The sequence below is a fragment of the Myxococcus xanthus genome (assembly GCF_006402735.1).
Taxonomy (GTDB): Bacteria; Myxococcota; Myxococcia; order Myxococcales; family Myxococcaceae; genus Myxococcus; species Myxococcus xanthus_A.
In genome coordinates this window covers 1,508,612-1,529,745 of the sequence record NZ_CP017174.1, presented here as the reverse complement: position 1 = coordinate 1,529,745, position 21,134 = coordinate 1,508,612, and the positions used below count along the sequence as shown (strand labels likewise).

The window sequence follows — 21,134 nt, the reverse complement described above, 5'->3', positions numbered from 1 at the left end:
GCGCACGGCTACCAGGGCACTTCGGTCCCCTGGTAGTCGAAGAACCGGCCGCTGTGCTCCGGGCTCAGCCCGTCGATGACCCGCAGCATGCCGCGCACCGAATCTGGCGCCGGCAGCGTGGCGTCCGGGCCGCCCATGTCCGTCTGCACCCAACCGGGGTGGAGCAGCACGGTGACGAAGCCCTCCGGGCGCAAGTCCGTGGACATGGAGCGCACCGCCATGTTCAGCGCGGCCTTCGACATGCGGTACGCATAGGCGCCGCCGTCGGTGTTCGACGCCAGCGAGCCCATCCGCGAGGTGACGTGCGCCACTCGCCGCAAGGCGCCTTGCCGCAAGCCCGGCAGCATCGCGTTGGTGACACGCAGCGGCCCCAGGGCGTTGATGGTGAACGTACGCGCCATGTCCGCGTAGTCCACGTCACCCAACGCGCACCACAAGCCGGAGACACCGGCGTTGTTGATGAGCACGTCCACGGGGCTGGTGCACACGTTGGTGGCGAACGCGCGCACGCTGGCGTCGTCTCCCACGTCCAGCTCATGGATGCGCAGGCGGTTGCCCGCCTTGTGTTTCAACGGCTCCAGCCGCCGTGCTCCCTCTGGCGACCGGACCCCGGCTTCGACGGTATCGCCCCGCAGCAGGAGCTGCTGGACGAATTCGAAACCAATCCCCCTGCTCGCTCCGGTGATGACGTAGCGCATGCATGGCATTAACGCGCTGAATGCCTTCCGCTGGCAAAACACGTGCGTTGACAACCTGGGAGTGCACGCTGGTAACCGCATGCACCACATGCAGAGGACACATCAGATGAATGTCGCCGTCGTGGGAGGTGGGATTTCCGGGCTGGCCATCGCGCACGGTTTGCGTTCGCGCGGTACGGCTGCCGTGCTCCTGGAGACATCCGCACGTCTTGGAGGCGCGGTGGGCACGCATGCGCGTGCTGGCTACCTGGTGGAGCAAGGCCCCAACAGCTTCCTGGACCGCGAGCCCGCGACGCGAGAACTCGCGGCGGCGCTGAACCTGGAAGGTCGAATCCGGGTCGCCGACCCTTCAGCGAAGCGTCGCTATGTCTACACGCGAGGCCGACTCCGGTCGGTGCCGGCTTCGCCGCCGGCGTTTCTGGCTTCGGACATTCTTCCGCTGGGCGCGCGGCTGCGGGTCGCCGGCGAGCTGTTCTCCGGCCGCGCGCCGGAAGGCACGGACGAATCGCTGGCCGCGTTCGGCCGCCGCCACCTGGGCCGCGCGGCGACGCGGGTGCTGCTGGACGCGGTGCAGACGGGCATCTACGCCGGTGACGTGGAGCAGCTCAGCGTCGAGGCCACCTTCCCGATGCTGGTGAAGCTGGAGCGCGAGCACCGCAGCCTCATCCTGGGCGCCATCCGCGCGCGGAAGGCCCAACGCAAGGCGCTGCCCGCGGGGGACGCGCCGAAGCTGACGGGCGCGCTGAGCACGTTCGACGGCGGCCTCCAGGTGCTCATCGACGCGCTGGCCGCATCGCTGGGTGACGCGGCGCACGTGAGCGCGAGGGTGGGAGGCCTGACACGCGTGGATGGCGGATGGAAGCTCGCCGTCGAGGAGCACGGACGCCGCGCGGAGCTGACCGCGAACCACGTGGTGCTGGCGGTTCCCGCGTTTGTCGCCGCGCAGTTGCTGCGCCCTCTGGATGACGCGCTGGCGGAGCAGGTGTCCCGAATCGAGTACGCGCCCATCGCGGTGGTGCACCTGGGCTTCGACGCGGGCGCGCTTCCGGCACCGGATGGCTTTGGCTTCCTGGTGCCCTTCGAGGAGAAGCGGCGGCTCCTAGGCGCCATCCACGCGTCCACCACCTTCCCCTTCCGAGTCGAGGGCGGCCGCGTGCTCTACACCTGCATGGTGGGCGGCGCGCGGCAGCCGGACCTGGTGAAGCGGGATGAAGCGGAGCTCGCGGCGCTGGCGCTCGAGGAGTTGCAGGCCCTGACGGGTGTGACGGCCCGGCCCACCTTCACGGAGGTCTTCCGCTGGCAGCGGGGCATCCCCCAGTACAACGTGGGGCATCTGGCGCGGATGGCGGGCATCGACGCGGCGCTTCAGCGCTGGCCCGGGCTGCACCTGGCGGGCAACGCCTACAAGGGCATTGGCCTCAACGACTGCATCCGTAACGCGGCGCGGCTCGCGGCTGTCCTGGCGGACGAGGGAACCGTTCGGAAATAGCGACTGCGACCGCTCGTTGTCAGGGAGCGACCGCTCGGGCCGGAGGCGTCAGCGTAAACCAGGAAGACGCGTCAGACTGGCAGTGCATGCTTCCCGGAGTCAGGAGCCCCCCGCCATGTTCGCCCTCCCCTCCCCCGTCCTCGTCGTCGCCGCCATCCTCCTCTTCCCCGTCGTCCTCGCCGGCAGCATGCTGCTGGACGCCTTCGAGACGGAGTTGGAGGAGCGCCCGGCGCGGTGACGCGGCCGGCGGTGTAGGCTCCCGTTGGCGCATGCTGGAAACATCGGAAGGCTCCATCGTCCGTGCCACCCTGCGGGCCCTCGTGGAGCCCCGACGGCTGCTGCCCATCCTCGTCATCTCCGCCGCGCTGATAACCGCGCAGGTGCGCTTCAGCCACGCCCCCGTCTGGGCCGCGTTCGGACTGAGCCTCCTGATGTGCCTGCTCTTCATCGCGGTGGCCCCCGTCTCCTACCGCGTCCTCTTTCCGGAGGGACTGGACCTCAGCCACGGCGGCATCCGGCTCCTGCTCTATGCCACCGTGGGCAGCGGCGTGGTGCTCACCTCCGGCTTCGTGCTGCCGAAGCTCCTGGGCATGGGGCCCACCTTCCTCACGCAGCCCACCAACCTCGCGGTGTGTGGCGCGCTCTTCCTCGTGGGAGGCTGGGGTCTGGGCCGCGACATCGGCTTCGAGGTGAGCCTCACCCGCGAGCGTGCCCGCGCCGCCCGCTTCGCGCTGGAGGCCGAGCAGGCCCAACTCCTCGCGCTGCGCAGCCACCTGGACCCGCACTTCCTCTTCAACACGCTCAACGCCATCGCGGAGTGGTGCCGTGAGGACGGCGCCGTCGCGGAGACCGCCGTGCTGCGGCTGTCCACCATGCTCCGCTCCGTGCTCGCGGGTGTGCGCAGCGCCACCTGGCCCCTGGCCCAGGAGCTGGAGCTCATCCGCACGCTCTTCGACCTGCACCTGCTCCGCGACCCGAACCTCTTCCAGCTGACGCTGAACGTCCCCGCCGGCATGGATGAGATTCCCGTCCCGCCGCTCGTGCTGCTCCCCCTGGCGGAGAACGCGGTGAAGCATGGCCCCGCCGCGGGCCACCGCGGCCCGCTGTCCCTGAACGTCACCACGCGGGGACATGAGGTGGAGGTCGCCATCGAGAACCCGGGCCCCTCCCGAGGGCCTCGTGAGGGCAGCGCTGGCCTGCCCACCGTGGAGCGCCGCCTCGCCCTGGCCTACGGCGGCGCCGCGCGCCTCGTGCTCGACAGCGGCGAAGTGCGCACCCGTGTCACCGTCACCCTGCCCCGCGCGGGCCCCCAACCTGGAGTCCTCACCTGAGCACCCCGCTTCGCGTCCTCATCGCCGATGACGAACTGCTCGCCCGAAAGCGCCTGACGCGGCTGCTCGCGGCGCTCCCGGACACGGAGGTCTGCGGCGAGGCCTCGGACGCAGATGGCGTCCTTTCCGCCGTGCGCGCGGGCGGCGTGGACGTGGTGCTGCTGGACATCCACATGCCCGGCCTCAGCGGCCTGGATGCCCTGGCCCTGCTGCCGGAAGGCGGCCCACGCGTCATCCTCTGCACCGCCCACGCCGAGCACGCCGTGCAGGCCTTCGAACATGGCGCGGTGGACTACGTGCTCAAGCCCGTGGAGCCCGCGCGCCTTCAGAAGGCCCTGGAGCGCGCACGCGCACGCGGTCCGGCCACCTCATCCACGGGCACGGCCAGCAACACACCGAAGCCCCCTGGCACGCCCGTCCGCGGCCTGGGCCGGCTGCCCATTCCCACACGGCAGGGCATCGTCCTGGTGGATCCAGAAGCCATCTCCCACGCGTCGCTGGAGGACGAGCTGGTGACCGTGTTCACCACGCAGGGAGACTTCCTCACCGACTTCACCCTCAACGAGCTGGTGGAGAAGCTGCCGTCCGAGCACTTCCACCGCGTCCACCGCCGCGCGCTGCTCAACCTCACGCACGTGGCGCGACTGGAGCCGCTGGACACAGGTGGCTACCTGGCGCGCACGCTGCGAGGCCACGCGGTGGAGGTGAGCCGTCAGTCCGCGCGCGAGCTGCGGCGCATGCTGGGCCTGCGTCGCGGCGTCGAGGAGGAGGGCTGAAGAAAGACAAAGGCCCGCGCTCCGGTGCATCCGCGCGGGCCCGACTGCGGGTGGCGACTTACTTCACGCGCACTTCGACGCTGACGACCCGGCCACCCTCGTTGCGCGAGAAGATGACGGTGCCGCGCTCCGTCCAGACCGGCCCGAAGCCCGTGCCCAGGCTGTAGGCCGTGGCGACGTCGTAGTTCTTGTCGAAGGTGATGACGCGCACCTCGCCGTCCTCGCCCGGCCGCAGGCTGGTCGTCGTGTAGACGATGATGCGCCGGTCCGCATCCCACTCCACGGTGCCGCCCAGCGCGGGGTTGGGGATGTAGGCCGAGCTGAGCTGCGAGGTGCCCACGTTCGTCAGCTGCTTCAGGTCCTTGCCGTTCTCCTTCACGCGCCACAGCGCGGGCACGCCCGAGCGCCGCGAGGACTGAAACAGCACGTTGCGCCCATCCGGCGTCCACACGGGCTCGCTGTCATCGAAGCCCTGCGTCACCCGGACCGACTTGCCCGAGTTCGCGTTGAGTACGTACAGCTCCGAGCTCCCCACCACGCCGCCCTCGCGGTATCCATCCGGCAGCTTCGCGTACGCCACGCGGCTGCCATCCGGGGACACCTCGGGCGCACCGGTGCGCTGCGCCACCAGGTGCGAAGCGCCCTGGTTGTCCATGCGCATGAGCTGAAGTGAGGTCGTCTGGTACACGATGATGCGCCGGTCGGCGGACTCGGACGACGGCTCCACCAACGACTGGGACGCCACGCCAGGGGACTCAGCGTCCGCGAGCGCCTCCGTTTCCGCCCCACCGCACGCGGCGAGCAGCAGCGAAGAAGCCATCCACATCGCAAGGTTCCTACGGGGACTACGGCAGCGGACGTCAGTCGGATGCATACGGTCCTCTGGGTGGAATCCACCTACCAGCGCGGGGTTGACAGGTTTTACAGTCCGCGCTCACGGGTATTCCAGGTCAGAACACCATAACAACCCGGACCGTCATAAATGATACCCGACGACTGGACGCGACACCGCCCCACACCGCGTCACGGTGACGCGAAAAGTGCGGGAACCTGGGTCGCGTCCGCGCCAAGGATGTCTGAGAGGACCCGGGACGCCTGGATGGGTACGGCGACGCCAGCGCGCGCGCACCGCGCGGCTTCGTCCAAGGTGAGAGAAGGCGTGGAACAGTAGGACTCACGCCAGTGCTCGGCGAGCTGCCGGGAGAAGGCCACGCGCAGGGCCTCCACCTTCGCCTCGAGCCAGGCCTCGGCCAGGGTGAAGTGCGGCCGCTGGGGCCGCACGTTGCCCTCCGTGAAGGTGACGTCGTGCTCGTGGCCGGACTCGGAGAGCTGGTCCTGCAACGTCACGGTGAAGGGCCCGCGCCGGGCGTCCAACACCACGGACGAAGCCACCGCGACGTGGTGCGCCTGCGACAGCCGCAGCGCGTGGTACTCGAAGGACCTGGGGACGTCGCGGTACCGCGTGACGGGCACGGAGTAGGTGTGCGTGTGCTTGGTGTACTTCGTCACCTTGCGCGTCTTCGTCTTTCCCTTCGAGTCGGTGTACTCCTCCTCCGCCTCGTAGGGCTCCTCGATGGTCTCCGTGCGGTCCTCGTGGTCCGTATACGGCACGCTCTCCGTCCACGGCGCAGTCAGCTCCACGGGGTGGCTGTCGCGCTGGGTGACGAAGCGCCCCTCCAGGCTGAACACCGGCCGCGCCGAGCCTCCCGGCGCGAACCAGGGCGAGGACTCGAAAGCCTGGGTGAGCCGGGCCTCCAACTGCGCCTGTTGTGCCTCGTCCAGGCCCTCCACCGTGCCCGTCCAGGAAGGCGGGCCGAACAGCTCGGGCGCCGTCGCGGGGCGCGGCGCGTACTCCCGCCAGTGGCCGCAGTAGCGGAACACCAGCTCGCGCCAGTGCGGACTGTCATCCGTGCTGGTGTCCCGCAGCCGCTGGCAGGACGTCTTGCCACTCTGGAGCACCAGCCACTCCATGTCGCGGGAGATGAGGGCCAGCTCGCGGTGCGCCAGCAGCGGCTGCTTGCGCTGCAACGACTGCTCCGCCGTGAGCGCGTGTCCCTGCCGCGCGGGATTGCCGATGAGCCGCTGGAGATGACGGCGTGTGCCATCCACCTCCTCGCGCAGGGAGCTCTCCAAGCCGCCATTCAGCTTCGAGTTCCATGCCGTCCGGTGGTTCAGGAAGCGCAGGAGCCACGCCTCCGCTTCTTCGTCATCCCCTTCCAGGCGCGCCTCCCGCGCGTTGCTCAGCAACTGCGCCAGCGCGCGCGAGCGCAGGTCCTCGCGCGCCAGGAGAAGCTCCTGGTCATAGGGGCTCTGCCGGATGAGGTCGTCGTAGATGGCCGCGGCCTCCACGAACATGCCCTTTTGCGCCAGGGAGTCCGCGCGGCCGCGCAGGGTGGTACAGGCACACAGAACCAACAAGGAGACGAGGAGGAGCCGGGCCATGGTCACGAAAGCGCAGGTCGCGTGCGTCCGGTGACGGACGCGGCGGCGGGATATTCACGGCGCGCCGCGATTTACCGCACACCCCGGGTGACAGGCTACTCGACCGGCCATGTATGGACAGGCGCTCCGGATTCGGAGCGCTGGAGGTAGCGCTCCAGCATCGCCGCCAGGGCGTCCTGCCGGGGCATTTGTGACTCCAGCCGCGCCAGCATCTGCCGCTGCCATGTCGCGCCCGTCCGTCGCAGCACGGCGCGCTGTTCGATGATGCCCAGCAGCGTGTCCGCCTCCTCCGCGTCCACGCCCGCGCGAACCAGGCCCTCGCGGGCTTCGGGGAGCAGCCGCTTCACCAGCTCCGTCGCCGCCACGGGCTGGGGACTGGGCGCCGCGGCGGAGGGCCACAGCAGGTCCGCGTCCAGCCCCTGCCGCGCGGCGCGGATGAAGTTGCCGTACGCGTGGACGAAGGGCAGCGCGGGCAGCAGCGCGTCCACGCGCTCGGCCAGCGCCAGCGTGAGGCCCAGCAGGAAGGCGCCGTTGGCCATCATGTCCACCAGCGTGGGCCCGGCGGGAAGGGCGCGGAACTCGATGCGCAGGTGGCCTCCATCCTTCGGGTCGTAGATGGCGCGGTTCCAGCTCCACACCGTGCTCTGGTGCAGGCGCAGCTCATCCAGGTCAGGCACCTCGCCCGCCGCCACGCGCTCGCGCAGGGGCTCGTCGCCCGACACCGGCAACAACGGTGGATGCAGCGCCACCGCTTCGGCGAACAACTCGTAGGCGCCCTCGCGCACCCAGCCATGGCCGAACGACACGCGCGCGTGGGGCTGGAAGCCGCCTTCTCCGGGCTCGCCCCGGTCGTCCACCGCTTGCCGGAACAGGGCCACGCGCGTCTCGTCCCACAGCTTCCGTCCCAGGAAGAGCGGCGAGTTGCCCGCCGCCGCCAGCACCGGCGCCGTGGCGAGCTGCGCGGCGTTGTACATGCGCGCGAAGTCACCAGGCGCCACGCGCAGGTGGTACTGGAGCGACGTGTTCGCGCCCTCCAGCGTCACGTCCTTCCAGGTGAGCGACAGCGCCTCCTCCTCGCCCCGAATCGACACCTGGAATGGCGCGGCCCGGCGCTGACGGATGGCGGTGGACATGGCGCGATAGCGCGGCTCGCTCGTGAGCGCGCCACTGCCCAAATCCGCCTCGCGCAAGGTGGGGAGGATGCCGATGACGGCCACGCGCGCGCCCTGCGTGGACGCGGCCCGGCGCACCGCGCCCACCGCGCTCTCCACCTCCTGGCGCAGCGCACTGAAGGACCTGCCGGCCAACGGACAGGGACGCAGGTTCACCTCCAGGTTGAAGGCATCCAGCTCCAGCGTCACGCGGGGGTCCTCCGCGCGCGCCAGCACCGCTCGGTTCACTGGCAGTGGGAAGCCCTGGCGATCCACGAGGTACAGCTCCAGCTCCGCGCCCACGGTCGGCGCGCCCGCGCCGAACCCCGGACGCGCCAGGAGTGCCCGCAGCGCCTCCAGGCTCTCCGCCAACCGCCGGGAGAAACGCGCGTGGTCCTCCGGGCGGAATTCCTCCTGATGGATGGCCATCCCCATGAAGGCTCAAGGTAGGCATGGCCGCCTGCTTCCGCCCCAGCGCCCGGGAGCCCGCCTGCCCGGCCACCCGGCACCTGCCAGACCGCCCCGCAGGGCAGGGTCAATGTCCACGAATGGCACCGGGCACGGGTAGGTACGCCCGCGCCCGGTGTGTTATCTCGGGGCCTCGTCATGCCGTCCGACACGTCCGCCAACCTGTACGATTTGACGCGGCCCGCGCTGGGGGCGCTGCTCTCCGGTTGGGGCTTCGGCCCCTACCACCGCGACCAGCTCTGGACCGCGCTGTACCGCCGGCACGCGACCACTTTCGACGAACTGGACGGCCTCAAGCCGGAGCTGCTGCGCATGCTGCGCGAGCACACGCGCCTGGGTCAGCTGGCCACCCACCACGAGTCCTTCAGCAGCGACGGCTTCACGCACAAGCTGCTGCTGCGCCTGGATGACGGGCAGACCATTGAAACCGTGCTGATGCGGTTCAAGGGCCGCGCCACGGTGTGCATCAGCACGCAGGCCGGCTGCGCCATGGGCTGCGTCTTCTGCGCCACCGGGCAGATGGGGCTCTCACGCCACCTGACGCCCGGCGAAATCGTGGGGCAGATACTCCACGTCAACCGCATCCTGCGCGCCTCCGGCGAGACGCTGCGCAACGTCGTCCTCATGGGCATGGGCGAGCCGCTCCACAACTACGAGCACACGATGTCCGCGGTGGACGTGCTGGTGGATGCGCTGGGGCTCGCCATGGGCCCACGCTTCATCACGCTCAGCACCGTGGGCGTGGTGCCCGGCATCCGGCGGCTCGCGGATGAAGAGCGCCCCATCCACCTGGCCGTCAGCCTCCATGGCGCCACCGACGCCGAACGCGCGGCGCTGGTCCCCGCGGGGCGCCGCTGGCCCCTCAACGAGCTGATGGACGCGTGCCGCTACTACAGCGAGAAGCGCAAGCGCCGCATCTTCTTCGAGTGGACGCTCATCTCCGGCCGCAACGACACCGCCGAGCACGCGCACACGCTGGGCCTGCTGCTGCGCGGCATGGACGCGCACGTCAACGTCATCCCCCTCAACCCCACGGTGGGTTACGACGGCGGCCCCAGCCGTCCGGAGTCCGTGCGCGCCTTCCAGGACGTGCTCGCCTCCTATGACGTGCCCAGCACGGTGCGTCAGCGCCGGGGCATCGACATCGACGCGGGCTGTGGCCAGCTCAAGGCCACCGTGGAGCGACGTTCACGCCGTTCACTTCCCACCAGCGCTTGACGCATTCCTGAAGGCCCCAAGCCTGCTGTCCGCCCAGGCCCCGGGTACGAGCGCACTGTCTCGAACGTCGAAGCGCCCGAGCGCCGCGCGAGGACAGCTCACGCTCGCATGGCCGCCACACCGTGGGCCCTTCGCGCGAAGCGCACGCGCCGTGACGCGAAGGTCCATCCGTCAGGGTCCTGAGTTACACCCCAAGCGGTGCGCCGTGTCGGTGGCGGACGCCCATGTCGATTGCGGGTGGTGCCCCTTGCACGCGACACGGCCATGGGCACATTCTTTCCATCGGCTTCCCCGGGGAGGTGGGCGATGCTTTCCATCCAGGAGCACGCAACGGTGGATGAGGCGAGCAGTGAGCTGCTCGACTTCGTTCTCAAGCCGTACAACTGGCTGTCACTGCCACGAACAGGCATGGACCCGGCAGCATGGCCCGGGCAGAACACGCTCTATCAGCGCCGCGTGGGGTCGCTGCGTATCTGCGCGTCCGTGGACGTGGCGGCCACGCTGGACGTTTTCCTGCACATCGCCTTCCGTGCACCGGGACTCACGCCGGTGAAGGCGGCGGACTACCTGGAAAACTTCCTGAAGCAGCGGCTGCCACTGACGCCCAACTCCGAATGGCAGGTGGAGGTGGACGAGCGCCGGTGGATTCACTTCTCGCGGCGCTACGCGGGCCCTCACCTCAAGGCGTGAGCGGCTCCAGCCGGTAGTGGCGCAGCGGCTGCGCCACGTTCTTCACGGGCGTCTCCGTCAGGGGCCCGAAGCGCAGGCCCTGGAAGAAGGGCTCATCCGAGCCCACCAGCGCGGCATGCACGCTGTCCATCACCAGCGTCTCCCGGAAACCCGCCAGTGACTGGAGGCGGGCCGCCTGGTTCATGCCGCTGGAGAAGGCCGTGTACTGACGGTTGGGCCCGAAGAGGCCGCAGTTGGCGTGCGCCAGGTTGACGCCCACCGCCACCCCCAGGCCCGGCAGCTTCACGCGCTCACACAGCGCCGCCACTTCCTCGCGCGCGCCCAGCGACGCGGTGAAGGCCTGGATGTCACACGCGGCCCGCACCGCCGCCTGCGCGCGCTCGCGTGGCGTGCCCTTGAAGAAGGGCGGCCCGAAGAGGCCGATGACACAGTCACCGACCATCTTGTCGAACACGCCGCCGTGCTCCCAGATGCAGCCCACGGCGCGCTGGCTCCACTCGTCCACGAAGCGGCCGATGTTGCGCGGGCTGTCGAAGCCCCGCTCGCAGATGCGGGTGAAGCCGTTGATGTCCGCGAAGAGGATGCCCACCTCCTGGTCCTGCGCCCGCAGGTACTGGGCATAGGCGGGGTCGTGCAACAACGCGTCGATGATGGCGTTGGGGAAGAACTGCGACAGGTGGATGCGCTCGCGGTTGTAGTCCTGGAGCCGCTGACTCAGCGTGGACGCCAGCACCCGGATGAGGTCCATGGCGTAGGTGGAGAAGCCGTTGTCGTTCCACACGACAATCTTCCCCAGCGGGCCATGCGCGGCGGCGCCGGAGATGAGCACGGCCTCGGTGGTGCGGCCGGAGAAGAGCCGCCGCAGCGTGGACTCCTCGCTCAGGAGCAGCCGGGGGCCGTGCTGGCGGATGGCCGCCTCCAACCCCGCATGGGGCTGCTCGCCGCTTTCGAACTCCAGGTGCCCATTGCGGTAGGTGCGGTAGTGCAGCACGTGCGGCTGCACCGCGTCCCGGTACAGCAGCAGGAAGCCTGGCAGGCGCACGCGCTGCGCCAGCGTCAGCACGGCCAGGTCCATGCCCGCTTCGAAGACGGGGTTGGCCAGATGGTTGTTGCACTGGAGGATGAGCTGGTGCTTCTCCGACGCGGTGTGCACCAGGCACAACACCGTGTCGAGCTGCTCCGCCACGGTGTCCAGCACGCGCAGCAGCCGCGAGGAGACATCCGGCGCGGTGGCGTCGTTCGCGAAGAGCAGGCCGAACACGCCCACGCGCGTTCCCGCCACGTCCAGGGGCTGGCTGACCAGGGTGTCCGCCCCCAACCGGCGCACGCCCACGGCGCCCTCCAGCAGCGCGCCGGGGTGGCGGTCGCTCCAGTCCCCTTCGTTCCACGTCTGCTCCACCAACTCCTCGTCGCGCGTGGTGATGGCCACGGCCTTGGCGCCGGTGAGCGAGAGCACCAACGGGAAGCAGCGCTTGAAGGTCTGCGTCAGCGTCTCGCGCTCGCGCAGGCTATCCTCCAAGGCGTCATCCACCGCGCGCTGGAGGGTGCGCAGCGCCTTGTACTCCTCCAGGGTGATGTCGGTCATGGGCTGCCCTTCTATCGCCGCCCGGGCGGTGCTGTCACAGGGCGGGCGTCTGTTGCTGGCCGCCGGACACCTGCCCGTCCGCCACGTCGATGAGCCAGTACCCCTCGTGCCCGGATTCAGTGGAGGAGCCCGCGCCGAAGACATGGGGCCGGTCGGCGGTGGCGGGATGGTGGTAGCGCCGGTGGATGTGGCCGTGCAGCACCGCGTAGCGCGGGCCCGGCAGCAGCTTCAGCAAGGCGTCCGCGTCCCGGAGGCCATGGTGCCAGTGGTCCGGTCGCCCATGGGGATTGAGCGGCGCGTGGTGCACCACCACCAGGATGGCGCGGCCCTCCAACCGGGCGTCCGTCAGCAGCGCGGCCAGGCCTCCGAGCTGGGCCTCGCCGATGACGCCGTAGGACAGGCCCGGCGTGCGCGGCACACGGGCGGACAGCAGCCCCACCACCGCGGCCTCGGTGCCCAGCAACCGGACGAAAGGAAAGGCGCCCTCGCGGCGGTACTCCGGCAGGTCGCTCTCCAGCAGGTGGCCGAAGTACTTCGCGAAGCGCCCGGTGCGGTGGCTCCCGGGCGTGAAGACGTCGTGATTGCCGGGGATGACGGTGCAGCGGCGGGGGTCCTCCGCCAGCGCGCCCAGGGACTGGCGGGCGCCGCTGAACTCACCGTCCAGCGCGTACGCCGTCAGGTCGCCGGAGAGGATGAAGTGGTCCACCTGCGCGGCCTGCGCGTCCCGGGCAATGGCGGCCAGCGCCTGGGGCGCGCGCGCGTACCGCCGGGCGCGGCCTCCCACGGTGAGCTCCGCCAGGGCCACCCAACGTCGCCAGCCCAGCCGGTGCAGCGGAAGCGCGAAGTAGTCCTCGGTGATGTGGACGTCGGAGCAGTGGGCGATGCGCATCGAGGGGTTTTCCGCCAATCACGACGAACGTAGCACCCACCCCCGGGGGCGTCGACGAAGCAGGCCACGGGCACTGCGACGGGCCCCCCGCGTCGGTTATGGTCCCCCGCGACGATGATTCGCTCCGCGTGCCCGCACGCCCTCTTGCCCCACGGCCTCCGGGGGCGCCCATGAGCCTGGTCCGAGGCCGCTTCGCTCCCAGCCCCACCGGGCGCATGCACCTGGGAAACATCCGCAGCGCGCTGCTCGGCTGGCTCCAGGCGAGGGCGGCCCACGGCCGCTTCCTGCTGCGCATCGAGGACCTGGACCGCGCGCGCTGCAAGCCGCAGTACGTCGACGACCTGCTGCGCGACATGGAATGGCTGGGGCTGGACTGGGACGAGCAGCCCCTCTTCCAGAGCCAACGGGACGGCCTCTACCGCGACGCCCAGGCGCGGCTGGAACAAGCAGGGCGCGTGTATCCCTGCTTCTGCACACGCGCGGAGATTGCACGGGCCGCCAGCGCACCTCACGGTCTCTCCGACGAGGGCCCCCGCTACCCGGGCACCTGCGCGCAACTCACCCGCGAACAGATTTCCGAGCGCGCCCGCACGCGCGCGCCCGCGTACCGCTTCCGCGCGAGCTCCGGCGAGGTCCGCTTCGTGGACGGCTTGCAGGGCCCGTACTCGCAAGACGTGGACGCGGTGGTGGGCGACTTCGTCGTGCGGCGCAACGACGGCGTGTCCAGCTACCAGCTCGCGGTGGTGGTGGACGACGCGGCCACGGACATCACCCACGTGCTGCGCGGGGACGACCTGCTCTCCTCCACGCCCCGGCAGCTCCAGCTCTACACGTCGCTGGACTTGCGCGCGCCCGAGTTCCTCCACGTCCCGCTGGTGTTGGGAGAAGACGGCAAGCGGCTCGCCAAGCGCGAGGGTGCCTTCGCGCTCGCGGAGTTGCGTGAGCGTGGCGTGGCTCCCGAGCGGGTGCTGGGCCTGCTCGCCTCATGGAGTGGATGGGGAGACGGAGGCCCCCTGACGCTCGCCGAGCTGGTGCACAGCTTCCGTCCCGAAAGACTGCCGCGCACGCCTGTCGTCGCGGGCGAGGCCGCGCTCCGAGAAGCACTCGGCCTGGGGTGAGCCCGGGCTCCGCCCTCCTCCACGGGGAGCCATCCGGAAACGGCGGAATCGTGCGTCCGCTGCCCCATGCCCATGTTTGCCGCGAACATGAGCGCCTTCTCCGCTCGGGGCGCTCTCAGGCATCAGGAGGGGCAGCACCATGGCAGCCATCGTCGAGAACCAAGCGCCCGGCGACATCTCCGCCGTCGCGGGCAACCCCTACAAGCTGAGCTGGGGCGCCATCTTCGGAGGCGCCTTTGTCGCCCTGGCCCTGTGGCTTCTGCTGAACTCGCTCGGCCTGGCGCTCGGGCTGTCGTCGATAAACCCCAATGACCCGGGCAGCGCCCGGGCCGCGGGCATCGGCACCGGCATCTGGAGTGCCATCGCGCCGCTCATCGCCCTCTTCTGCGGCGGCTTCGTCGCCGCGCGCTCCGCGGGCCGGCTGGACAAGGGCGGCGGTGCGCTGCACGGCGCGGTGATGTGGGGCCTGACGACGCTGGTGGGCACCGCCTTGCTGGGCATGCTGCTGTCGTCCGTCATCGGCACCGCGCTGCGCGCGGGCGGCGCGGTGGTGGGGGCCACCGGCTCGGCGGTGGCGGGCGCGGCATCGGGAGGCGGACAGGCCGCGCAGGCCTTCGGGTTGGACGCCAATGACGCGCTCGGCCCCATCAACCGGCGCCTCCAGGCGGAGGGAAAGCCGACCATCACCGCCAACCAACTCCAGTCCGCCACGTCCGAAGTCCTCAGCACCGCCCTGCGTACTGGTAACCTCGACCAGGAGGTGCTCGTCACGTCCATCGCGGACAACACGCGCCTGTCGCGCCAGGACGCGCGGGAGATCGCGGGCCGGGTGAGCGACCAGTTCACCGCGTTCCGGGGCAAGGTCGGCCAGATGGGCCAGCAGCTCCAGCAGGGCGCGCTGCAGGCGGCGGAGCCCACCAGCCGTGTCTTCTGGGGCATCTTCGCGTCACTGCTGCTGGGCCTCATCTCCGCGATGCTCGGCGCCACCGTGGGCGTGAGCCGCCGCCAGCGCATCGCCGCTGAAGGCGCCGTCATCACCACGCCGCCCACCCGCCCCACGGAGCCCCCCCTGCCCCGCCGCGAGGTGTATCCGTAGGGGAAGGCCGCGCGGCCGTGAGCGCCGTCCCCGAGGGCTCACGGCCGTCGCCTTCCACACACCCCGCGCAGCGCCCGCACGTGCGCATGCGCTAACATTCCCCCCGACGAGGCGGCGGGCCCAGGCACGCGGCGGCCTCGCGCGCCTTTCGGGGGGACACCCATGAACCGGAGCACCACGTACCTGCTGTGTCTCACCGCGCTGGCCGCCGTCTCCAGCGGCTGCTTCCTGCGCACGGGCTACATCCTCGACGCGCTGAACACCCCCGGGGACCCGCAGGCGGCGCCGCTGCCCGTGCCCATCCAGGAGCGCGCGGCGCGCCTCACCCGCACGCACCTGGTGGACGCCTACGCCGACCCCGCCGAAGCCGCGCGCTGGATGTCCGCGATGGGCAACGCGCCCCAGCCCATCCTCGAACAACTGGACTGCCTGAAGCAGAGCGCGGGCGGCAGCAACAGCGCGTGCTACGAGCGCTTCCTCAAGACAGCCATGGAGACGCCGCAGTGGGGCCTGCCGTCGCTGCCCACCACGGTGGACCCCGCCGCGCCCTCACCGCGCGAAGTGGACGCCGCGCGCTTCCTGGCCAACACGCTGGGCATCGCCGCGTCGCTGGTGGCCCTGCGTGATGCCCAGGGGGACCGCGTGCCCATCCAGGTGCTCGCCCGCGGAATCCGCGAAGGCGCCGAGTCCGCCGCGCAGTACGTCAGCGTCCGCAAGTGGAACCGCACGCTGGGACGCCCATCCAACGCCATTGTCCTGAGCGGCGGCGGAGCCAATGGCGCGTTCAGCGCGGGGGCTATCTGGCGGCTGCTCGGCGTGCTGGAGCAGTGCCGCGGCAAGCCGGCGCCGGAGGGTTGTGGAGACGCGCGTATCGACCTGGCGGCGGGCAGCAGCACCGGCGCGCTCATCAGCACGCTGGTGGACCTGTTCCACACGCCGGGCCACGAAGAGGCCGCGCGCCAGCTGCTCATCAGCAACTACACCTGCGCGGTGGAGTCGGACCTGTACTGCGTCAACAACACCTGGATTTGGAAGATTGCCTCCAACCTGCGTGGCCTGGTCCAGTTCGACGGCATCTACGGCAAGCTCCGCGCAGCGGTGGTCCCCGAGCAGCTCACCAACGGCACGGAGCTGGTGGCCGTCTCCGTGGACTTCGACACGGGTGACGTCTTCGGCATCAGCGACCAGGACCCAGCGAACTTCGACCCGAACGCCACCGAACAGCAGCGCGTGGAGGGCATCATCAACGGCGTCGTCGCCTCCATCGTGGAGCCCGTGCTCGCAGACCCGGTGCCGTGGCTGCCGTCACACACCGGGAGGATAAGGGGCTCCTTCTTCGACGGCGGCGTGCGCTCTGGACTGCCGCTGCTCCAAGCCGTTCAGCGCGGTGCCGAGCGCGTGCTGGTCATCTCCACCGGCGGCGTGGAGCCGTCACCAGAGAACCCGCCGGACAACGCCGTCAGCGTGCTGATGCGCACCATCGATCTGTTCGTCGCCCAGCCGCGCGTGGGTGAGGTGCAGCAGGGGGAGATGGCCGCCGTGGGCCGGCGCTTCGCGGAGTACAACGTCTGCGTGGAGCGCCTGGCGAACGTGGCCGACGCCGCCAGCGTCAACGCCTTCTGCCGCCGCACGGGCACGGGCTTCGTCCCGCGCGAGCCCGGGGCCCTCAAGGCGGCCACCAGCATGTGGCTGGGCTCCGCCCGCTTCGACCAGGTGGCCTCCAGCTGGCGTTCGTCGTGGATGTTCCGTCCGGACTCGCAGCTCCAGACGGCCAGCGGCTACGGCTTCTCGCCGGAGGTCATGCGGCCGCTGTTCAAGGAAGGCGTGAAGCACTTCCAGCAGCGTTGCCATGAAGTACTGCGCCTCTTCGAGATTCAGGGCACGCTGGCCGCCTCGGAGTGCGATAAGCCGGTGGACGACGCGGTGTCGGAAGCCGAGGCGCGGTTCGCTCCACTGGCCCAGTGCGCGAAGGGCAAGCCCGAGCAGCGCTCGTGCAAGTGAGCCCTGGAGGCATATCCTCCAGGCGTCCATGTCCGACCGGTCGTCCCTCATCCGTTGGCTCGTCATTCCCGGTGTGAGCCTGGGCGTGCTCATCCTGAGCGCCGCCCTCTCCTATTGGCTGACGCGCCCCGTCCACGACGAGCCGCTGCCCGTCGGGCCGCCCCCCGCCGAAGAGCTGCCCGCCCCGCAGCCGCCCGGCACACGCATCGCCCCCACGCCCGGCCTGTCGCCGCCCAGCGTCACACCCCCACCGGTGCAGCCTCCGCCCGGCTTTCCGTCCTCGCGGACCGACGTGCCCGCGCCGCCCGCGGCCTCGGGGGACCCGCGGCGCGTGGTGGAGGTGGAGCCGGTGGTCGAATCCACCACCGGCCGCATCCACGCCGAGGACATCCGCGCCGCCATCCAGGCGGTGACTCCGCTCGTACAGCAATGTTTCGAGGACGCGGCACAACGCAACCGGGGTCCGCAGACAGTGAAACTGCGCTTCACCGTGGAGGCGGGCAACGAAGGCGGGGTGATGAGCGCGGGCGAGCTGGTGTCCAGCACCATCCCCGACCCCTTCGTGCAGGCGTGCGCGCTGGACTCGCTGCTGGACGTCCGCTTCCCGGCGCCCTACGGCGGAGGAAAGGCGACGGTCGTCTACCCCTTCGAGTTCCGTGTCCCTGGGGAGACTGGCCGGTAGGGCCCGGTTTTGCGTAAGGTGCCGGAGCCCCCGACCCTTCATGCCCGTTACCGTCGAACAGCTTGGTCCCCAGGACGCGGAAGCCCTTCGGGGGCTGCTGTCGAAGGACCCGGTCCACAACCTCTACCTGCTGGGGTTGCTGGAGGAGTTCGGCATCGCCCCCCGTGGCAGGGTGCCCTTCGCCTTCTACGGTCGCTTCGACAACCAGGTCCTCACCGCCGCCGTGTTCGTGGGCGGCGACGGCGGGCTGGTGGTGCCCAGCGCGAGCGATGCGGGCGCCACCAGCGTCATCGCGGACGCGCTGTCCTCGCGCCTGACGCTGCGCTCCACCGTGGGCGACAAGTCGTCGGTGGACGCGCTGCTGCGCAGCCTGGCCCCCGGCAAGCCACGCCTGTCGCGCACGCAGCGGCTGTTCAGCGTGTCGGCGGATGACCTGGGCCCCTTCACCAACCCGCTCTTGCGGCTGGCGAAGGAAGAGGATCTGCCCCGGCTGCTGCCGCTGGCTCAGGGCTACGTGCGCGAGGTGCACGAGCGAGACCCATTGGCCGAGGACCCGCGAGGCTACGAGGCCCGCGTCATCCAGCGCGTGCGCCAGCGCCGCACCTACGTGTTGGAGGAGAATGGCGCGCTGGTGTTCAAGGTGGATATCGGCAGCCGCTCCCAGTACGGCGCGGAGCTGGAGGGCCTCTACACGCTGCCCGCCGAGCGCAAGAAGGGCCACGCCTTGCTGTGCCTGGGCCAGATTTCCCGCCACCTGCTGTCCTCGCTGCCGCGGCTGACCCTGCGCATCGACGAGCGGGACGAGAGCACCGCCCGCATCGCCCGCAGGGTCGGCTACCTGGCTGGCCGGCCGTGGCGGCTCGTCCTGGTGGACTAGCGGCCGGCCGCGTACAGTCCGCGCCCGCATGAGCCGTCCCACGCCTTCCCGCCGTCCCCTCTCTGGAGAGGGCCCCGTCATTCTTCACGCCGCCACCGACCCGCGCTGGCTGCCCCTGGCGCTCGAGCGGTTCGACGAGGTGCTGGTGGACCATGCCCACTGCGAGAAGAAGGCCGCCGCCAACGCGCTGTCCATGCTCCAGGCCTACCCTGACCTGCCGGGGCTGCCCTCGCAGATGGCGCGGCTGGCGCGCGAGGAGAGCGCTCACCTGGCCCGCGTGTTGGACTTGATGGCGGCGCGTGGCCTCACGCTGACCAAGGACGCGGGAGACCCCTACGCCCAGGGCCTGCAGAAGTTGATTCGCACGCCCGCCGCCGAGCGCCGCATGGACCGGTTGCTGGTGGCCGCCGTCATCGAAGCCCGCTCCTGCGAGCGACTGTCCCTGCTGGCCGAAGGCCTCACCGACCCGGCCCTGGCGCGCTTCTACGGCGAGCTGGCCCAGTCAGAGGACGGTCATCAGTCCCTCTTCTACCGGCTGGCCGTCACCGCGTCCGAAGGCAACGAAGCCAGCGTGAAGGCGCGGCTGGAGTGGATGCTGGAGCGCGAGGCCCAGGTCATCACCGACGTGGGGCTGCGCGCCGCCATCCACTGAGCCGTCACGGCCCCATGGGCGCCCGCAGGCCCACGGCCGGACGAGGCGGCGCCGGAGAGGAGCCCTTCTCCAGCGGCCACACCCAGGGCACGGCCACCGTGAGCAGGACGACGAGCACCGCGGTGAGCGGCGTGCCCAGGCGGAAGAAGTCCGTGAAGCGGTAGTGCCCCGGCCCGTACACGAGCACGCAGCTGGGCTCCAGCGGAGTGATGAACGAACAGCTGGCCGCCAGCGTCACCGCCATGGCGAAGGGCCGCGCGTCCACGCCGAGCTGCTGCGCGGCGTTGATGGCCACTGGCAGCACCACCAGCGCCGCGGCCTGGTTGCTCATCGGCGCGGACAGGACGATGGTCAGCACCATCAGCAACACCATCACCATGCGCGGGCCACCATACGCGCCCAGCGCCGCCACCCTATCTCCCACGAACGCGCCCGCGCCGCTCACCTCCATGGCCAGCCCCAGCGCCATCATGGAGCCGATGAGCAGCACCACGCGCCAGTCCACGCGGAACGCGGTGCGCGGATCCACGCAGCCAGTGGCAATCATCAGCAACATGCCGGTGAGGCCCGCCACCGACAGTGGCACCACGTTCAGCGAGCCCGCCGCCAGCGCGCCCAGGAACAGCACCACCGCCAGCAGCGCCTTGCCGTAGCGTGGGGGCTGGTATTCGTGGCCACTGAGCACCGTCAGGTTGCCACCCCGCGCCAGCTCATCCACCCGGTCGCGCGCGCCGCGCAGCAGCAGCACGTCCCCCACCGACAGCGGCAGCATGGACAGCGAGCGTTCCCCGAAGGTGCGGCCCAGCAGTTGGAGCTTGGTGATGCGCTGGATGGCGGGCTTGCGGTGCAGGGCCAGCGCCACCAGGCCGTAGCGCTCCACGAAGAGCGTCTCCTTCAGGCTCCGCCCCACCAGCGGGCTGTCGGGTGGCACGCTGGCCTCGATGAGGAGCGAGTCCTTGTCGTGCAGCTCCTCGTCGGACAGCCGCACGTCCGGGCGGATTTGGATGCCGCGCAGGTCCTTCACCCGCAGAATCGTCTCGCGGTTGCCTTCGATGAGCAGCCGCTCGTCGCCGCGCAGCCGGTAGCCGGGCACCGCGGACAGGGCCTCGCCGTCGCGGATGATGCCGATGACGCGCAGTCCCAGCCCCTCCGAGATGTCCCCCAGCTCCTTGCCCACGTAGCGCGAGTCCGGCGGCAGCACCGCCTCCGTGAGGTAGTCGCGCAGCGTCCAATCCTCCATGGCGCCGCGCCCCTCGCGGGCCGGCAGCAGCCACGGCGCCAGCAGCACCACCCCGAGGATGCCGACAATGGCCAGCGGCAGCCCCACCGGCGCCAGCTCCGTCACGCCGATGCCCGGCATGCCCTGCCGCTGCATCGCGGCGGACATCACCAGGTTGGTGGAGGTGCCGTAGAGGAACACCATGCCGCCCAGCATGGAGGCGTACGCCAGCGGCAACAGCACCTTGCTCTTGGGCACCTTGGCGCGCTGGGCCGCACCAATGGCCACCGGCAGGAAGGCCGCCGTCGTCACCGTGTTGGAGATGACAGAGGAGAAGGCGGCCACCACCACCATCATCGCCATGACGAACGTCTGGTGGCCGAAGCGGGCGAAGAAGGCCAACCGTTGGCCCACCAACTGAACCACGCCCGTCGATGCGAGCCCCTGCGTCATCGCGAGCAGCGTGAAGATGAAGATGACAGTGTCGTTGCTGAACCCCTCGAACGCCTGCACGGGCGTGAGCACGCCGGTGAGCGCCAGCAGGCACACCACCACGAGCGAGCTGACCTCGATGGGAAGCGTGTCGAACGAGAACAGCACCAGCGCGACGACGACAACACCCAGGACGATGGCGATGGTCATAAGGCCCGCCCCAACCTGTATTCGCTGCGCTGATATGGCGAGTGTCGTGGCGCAGTGCGCCGTTTACTTCTGGATGACCGGCCGCTGATAAGTGGAATTAGGAGCGGCCT

Annotated in this window: 19 protein-coding genes; 12 read left to right on the top strand and 7 right to left on the bottom strand. The window is 70.4% G+C overall.

Translation table 11 applies throughout. From position 1 onward, the window contains the following. Positions 1–8 precede the first annotated feature (8 nt). Complete coding sequence (locus BHS09_RS06500; RefSeq protein ID WP_140788227.1) at positions 9–698, bottom strand: SDR family oxidoreductase; 690 nt, start codon at positions 696–698, stop codon at positions 9–11. 79 nt (positions 699–777) lie between these two features. Between BHS09_RS06500 and hemG the strand changes: the two genes are divergently transcribed. From hemG to BHS09_RS06485, 4 genes are all read left to right on the top strand, one after another. Continuing rightward, complete coding sequence (gene hemG / locus BHS09_RS06495; RefSeq protein ID WP_140797466.1) at positions 778–2,187, top strand: protoporphyrinogen oxidase; 1,410 nt, start codon at positions 778–780, stop codon at positions 2,185–2,187. A 115-nt stretch (positions 2,188–2,302) separates the two neighbouring features. Further along, on the top strand, positions 2,303–2,425 hold the full coding sequence (locus BHS09_RS39870; RefSeq protein ID WP_002635343.1) for a hypothetical protein: 123 nt from the start codon (positions 2,303–2,305) through the stop codon (positions 2,423–2,425). Positions 2,426–2,456: 31 nt separating this feature from the next. Further along, complete coding sequence (locus tag BHS09_RS06490) at positions 2,457–3,518, top strand: sensor histidine kinase (RefSeq protein ID WP_140797465.1); 1,062 nt, start codon at positions 2,457–2,459, stop codon at positions 3,516–3,518. Next, positions 3,515–4,294 (top strand): LytR/AlgR family response regulator transcription factor, encoded by a 780-nt coding sequence (locus tag BHS09_RS06485; RefSeq protein WP_140797464.1) that lies wholly within the window; start codon positions 3,515–3,517, stop codon positions 4,292–4,294. The genes BHS09_RS06490 and BHS09_RS06485 overlap by 4 nt, the downstream gene beginning before the upstream one ends. 58 nt (positions 4,295–4,352) lie before the next feature. Here the strand turns inward: BHS09_RS06485 and BHS09_RS06480 are convergent, their stop codons facing one another. The 3 genes from BHS09_RS06480 to BHS09_RS06470 all read right to left on the bottom strand — a co-directional run bounded on the left by BHS09_RS06480 (position 4,353) and on the right by BHS09_RS06470 (position 8,322). Further along, complete coding sequence (locus tag BHS09_RS06480) at positions 4,353–5,114, bottom strand: hypothetical protein (protein ID WP_237080214.1); 762 nt, start codon at positions 5,112–5,114, stop codon at positions 4,353–4,355. Positions 5,115–5,317: 203 nt separating this feature from the next. Next, entirely contained in the window at positions 5,318–6,736 is a 1,419-nt protein-coding gene (locus BHS09_RS06475; protein WP_237078084.1) for a hypothetical protein, read from the bottom strand. Between the two features lie 95 nt (positions 6,737–6,831). Next, positions 6,832–8,322, bottom strand: coding sequence for a glutamate-cysteine ligase family protein (locus BHS09_RS06470; protein ID WP_140797462.1), 1,491 nt, complete (start codon positions 8,320–8,322; stop codon positions 6,832–6,834). A 171-nt stretch (positions 8,323–8,493) separates the two neighbouring features. Here BHS09_RS06470 and rlmN point away from each other — a divergent pair, with 171 nt between their 5' ends. Continuing rightward, positions 8,494–9,573 carry a dual-specificity RNA methyltransferase RlmN gene (gene rlmN / locus BHS09_RS06465; RefSeq protein ID WP_140788217.1) on the top strand — a complete coding sequence of 360 codons (1,080 nt, stop codon included), beginning with the start codon at positions 8,494–8,496 and terminating at the stop codon, positions 9,571–9,573. Positions 9,574–9,879: 306 nt separating this feature from the next. After that, positions 9,880–10,263, top strand: coding sequence for a hypothetical protein (locus tag BHS09_RS06460; RefSeq protein ID WP_140788215.1), 384 nt, complete (start codon positions 9,880–9,882; stop codon positions 10,261–10,263). Here BHS09_RS06460 and BHS09_RS06455 read toward each other — a convergent pair. Together BHS09_RS06455 and BHS09_RS06450 are read right to left on the bottom strand one after the other, a co-directional pair. Continuing rightward, positions 10,253–11,848 carry an adenylate/guanylate cyclase domain-containing protein gene (locus BHS09_RS06455; RefSeq protein WP_140797461.1) on the bottom strand — a complete coding sequence of 532 codons (1,596 nt, stop codon included), beginning with the start codon at positions 11,846–11,848 and terminating at the stop codon, positions 10,253–10,255. The genes BHS09_RS06460 and BHS09_RS06455 overlap by 11 nt on opposite strands. 34 nt (positions 11,849–11,882) lie before the next feature. After that, the gene (locus BHS09_RS06450) at positions 11,883–12,737 is read right to left on the bottom strand and encodes a metallophosphoesterase family protein (RefSeq protein WP_174260499.1); all 855 of its coding nucleotides are present in this window, start codon (positions 12,735–12,737) and stop codon (positions 11,883–11,885) included. A gap of 170 nt (positions 12,738–12,907) precedes the next feature. Between BHS09_RS06450 and gluQRS the strand changes: the two genes are divergently transcribed. From gluQRS to BHS09_RS06420, 6 genes are all read left to right on the top strand, one after another. Further along, complete coding sequence (gene gluQRS, locus BHS09_RS06445) at positions 12,908–13,855, top strand: tRNA glutamyl-Q(34) synthetase GluQRS (protein WP_140788210.1); 948 nt, start codon at positions 12,908–12,910, stop codon at positions 13,853–13,855. A 139-nt stretch (positions 13,856–13,994) separates the two neighbouring features. Beyond that, positions 13,995–14,951 carry a hypothetical protein gene (locus BHS09_RS06440; protein WP_140797459.1) on the top strand — a complete coding sequence of 319 codons (957 nt, stop codon included), beginning with the start codon at positions 13,995–13,997 and terminating at the stop codon, positions 14,949–14,951. Between the two features lie 162 nt (positions 14,952–15,113). After that, a complete protein-coding gene (locus BHS09_RS06435) occupies positions 15,114–16,952 on the top strand; it encodes a patatin-like phospholipase family protein (protein ID WP_140797458.1) in 1,839 nt (612 codons plus the stop codon). 28 nt (positions 16,953–16,980) lie between these two features. Then, complete coding sequence (locus BHS09_RS06430; protein WP_140797457.1) at positions 16,981–17,634, top strand: AgmX/PglI C-terminal domain-containing protein; 654 nt, start codon at positions 16,981–16,983, stop codon at positions 17,632–17,634. A gap of 40 nt (positions 17,635–17,674) precedes the next feature. After that, the gene (locus tag BHS09_RS06425; RefSeq protein ID WP_174258664.1) at positions 17,675–18,511 is read left to right on the top strand and encodes a GNAT family N-acetyltransferase; all 837 of its coding nucleotides are present in this window, start codon (positions 17,675–17,677) and stop codon (positions 18,509–18,511) included. Positions 18,512–18,539: 28 nt separating this feature from the next. Then, complete coding sequence (locus BHS09_RS06420; protein WP_140788203.1) at positions 18,540–19,163, top strand: MiaE family protein; 624 nt, start codon at positions 18,540–18,542, stop codon at positions 19,161–19,163. Between the two features lie 4 nt (positions 19,164–19,167). Here the strand turns inward: BHS09_RS06420 and BHS09_RS06415 are convergent, their stop codons facing one another. After that, a complete protein-coding gene (locus tag BHS09_RS06415) occupies positions 19,168–21,024 on the bottom strand; it encodes an SLC13 family permease (protein ID WP_140788201.1) in 1,857 nt (618 codons plus the stop codon). Positions 21,025–21,134 lie beyond the last annotated feature (110 nt).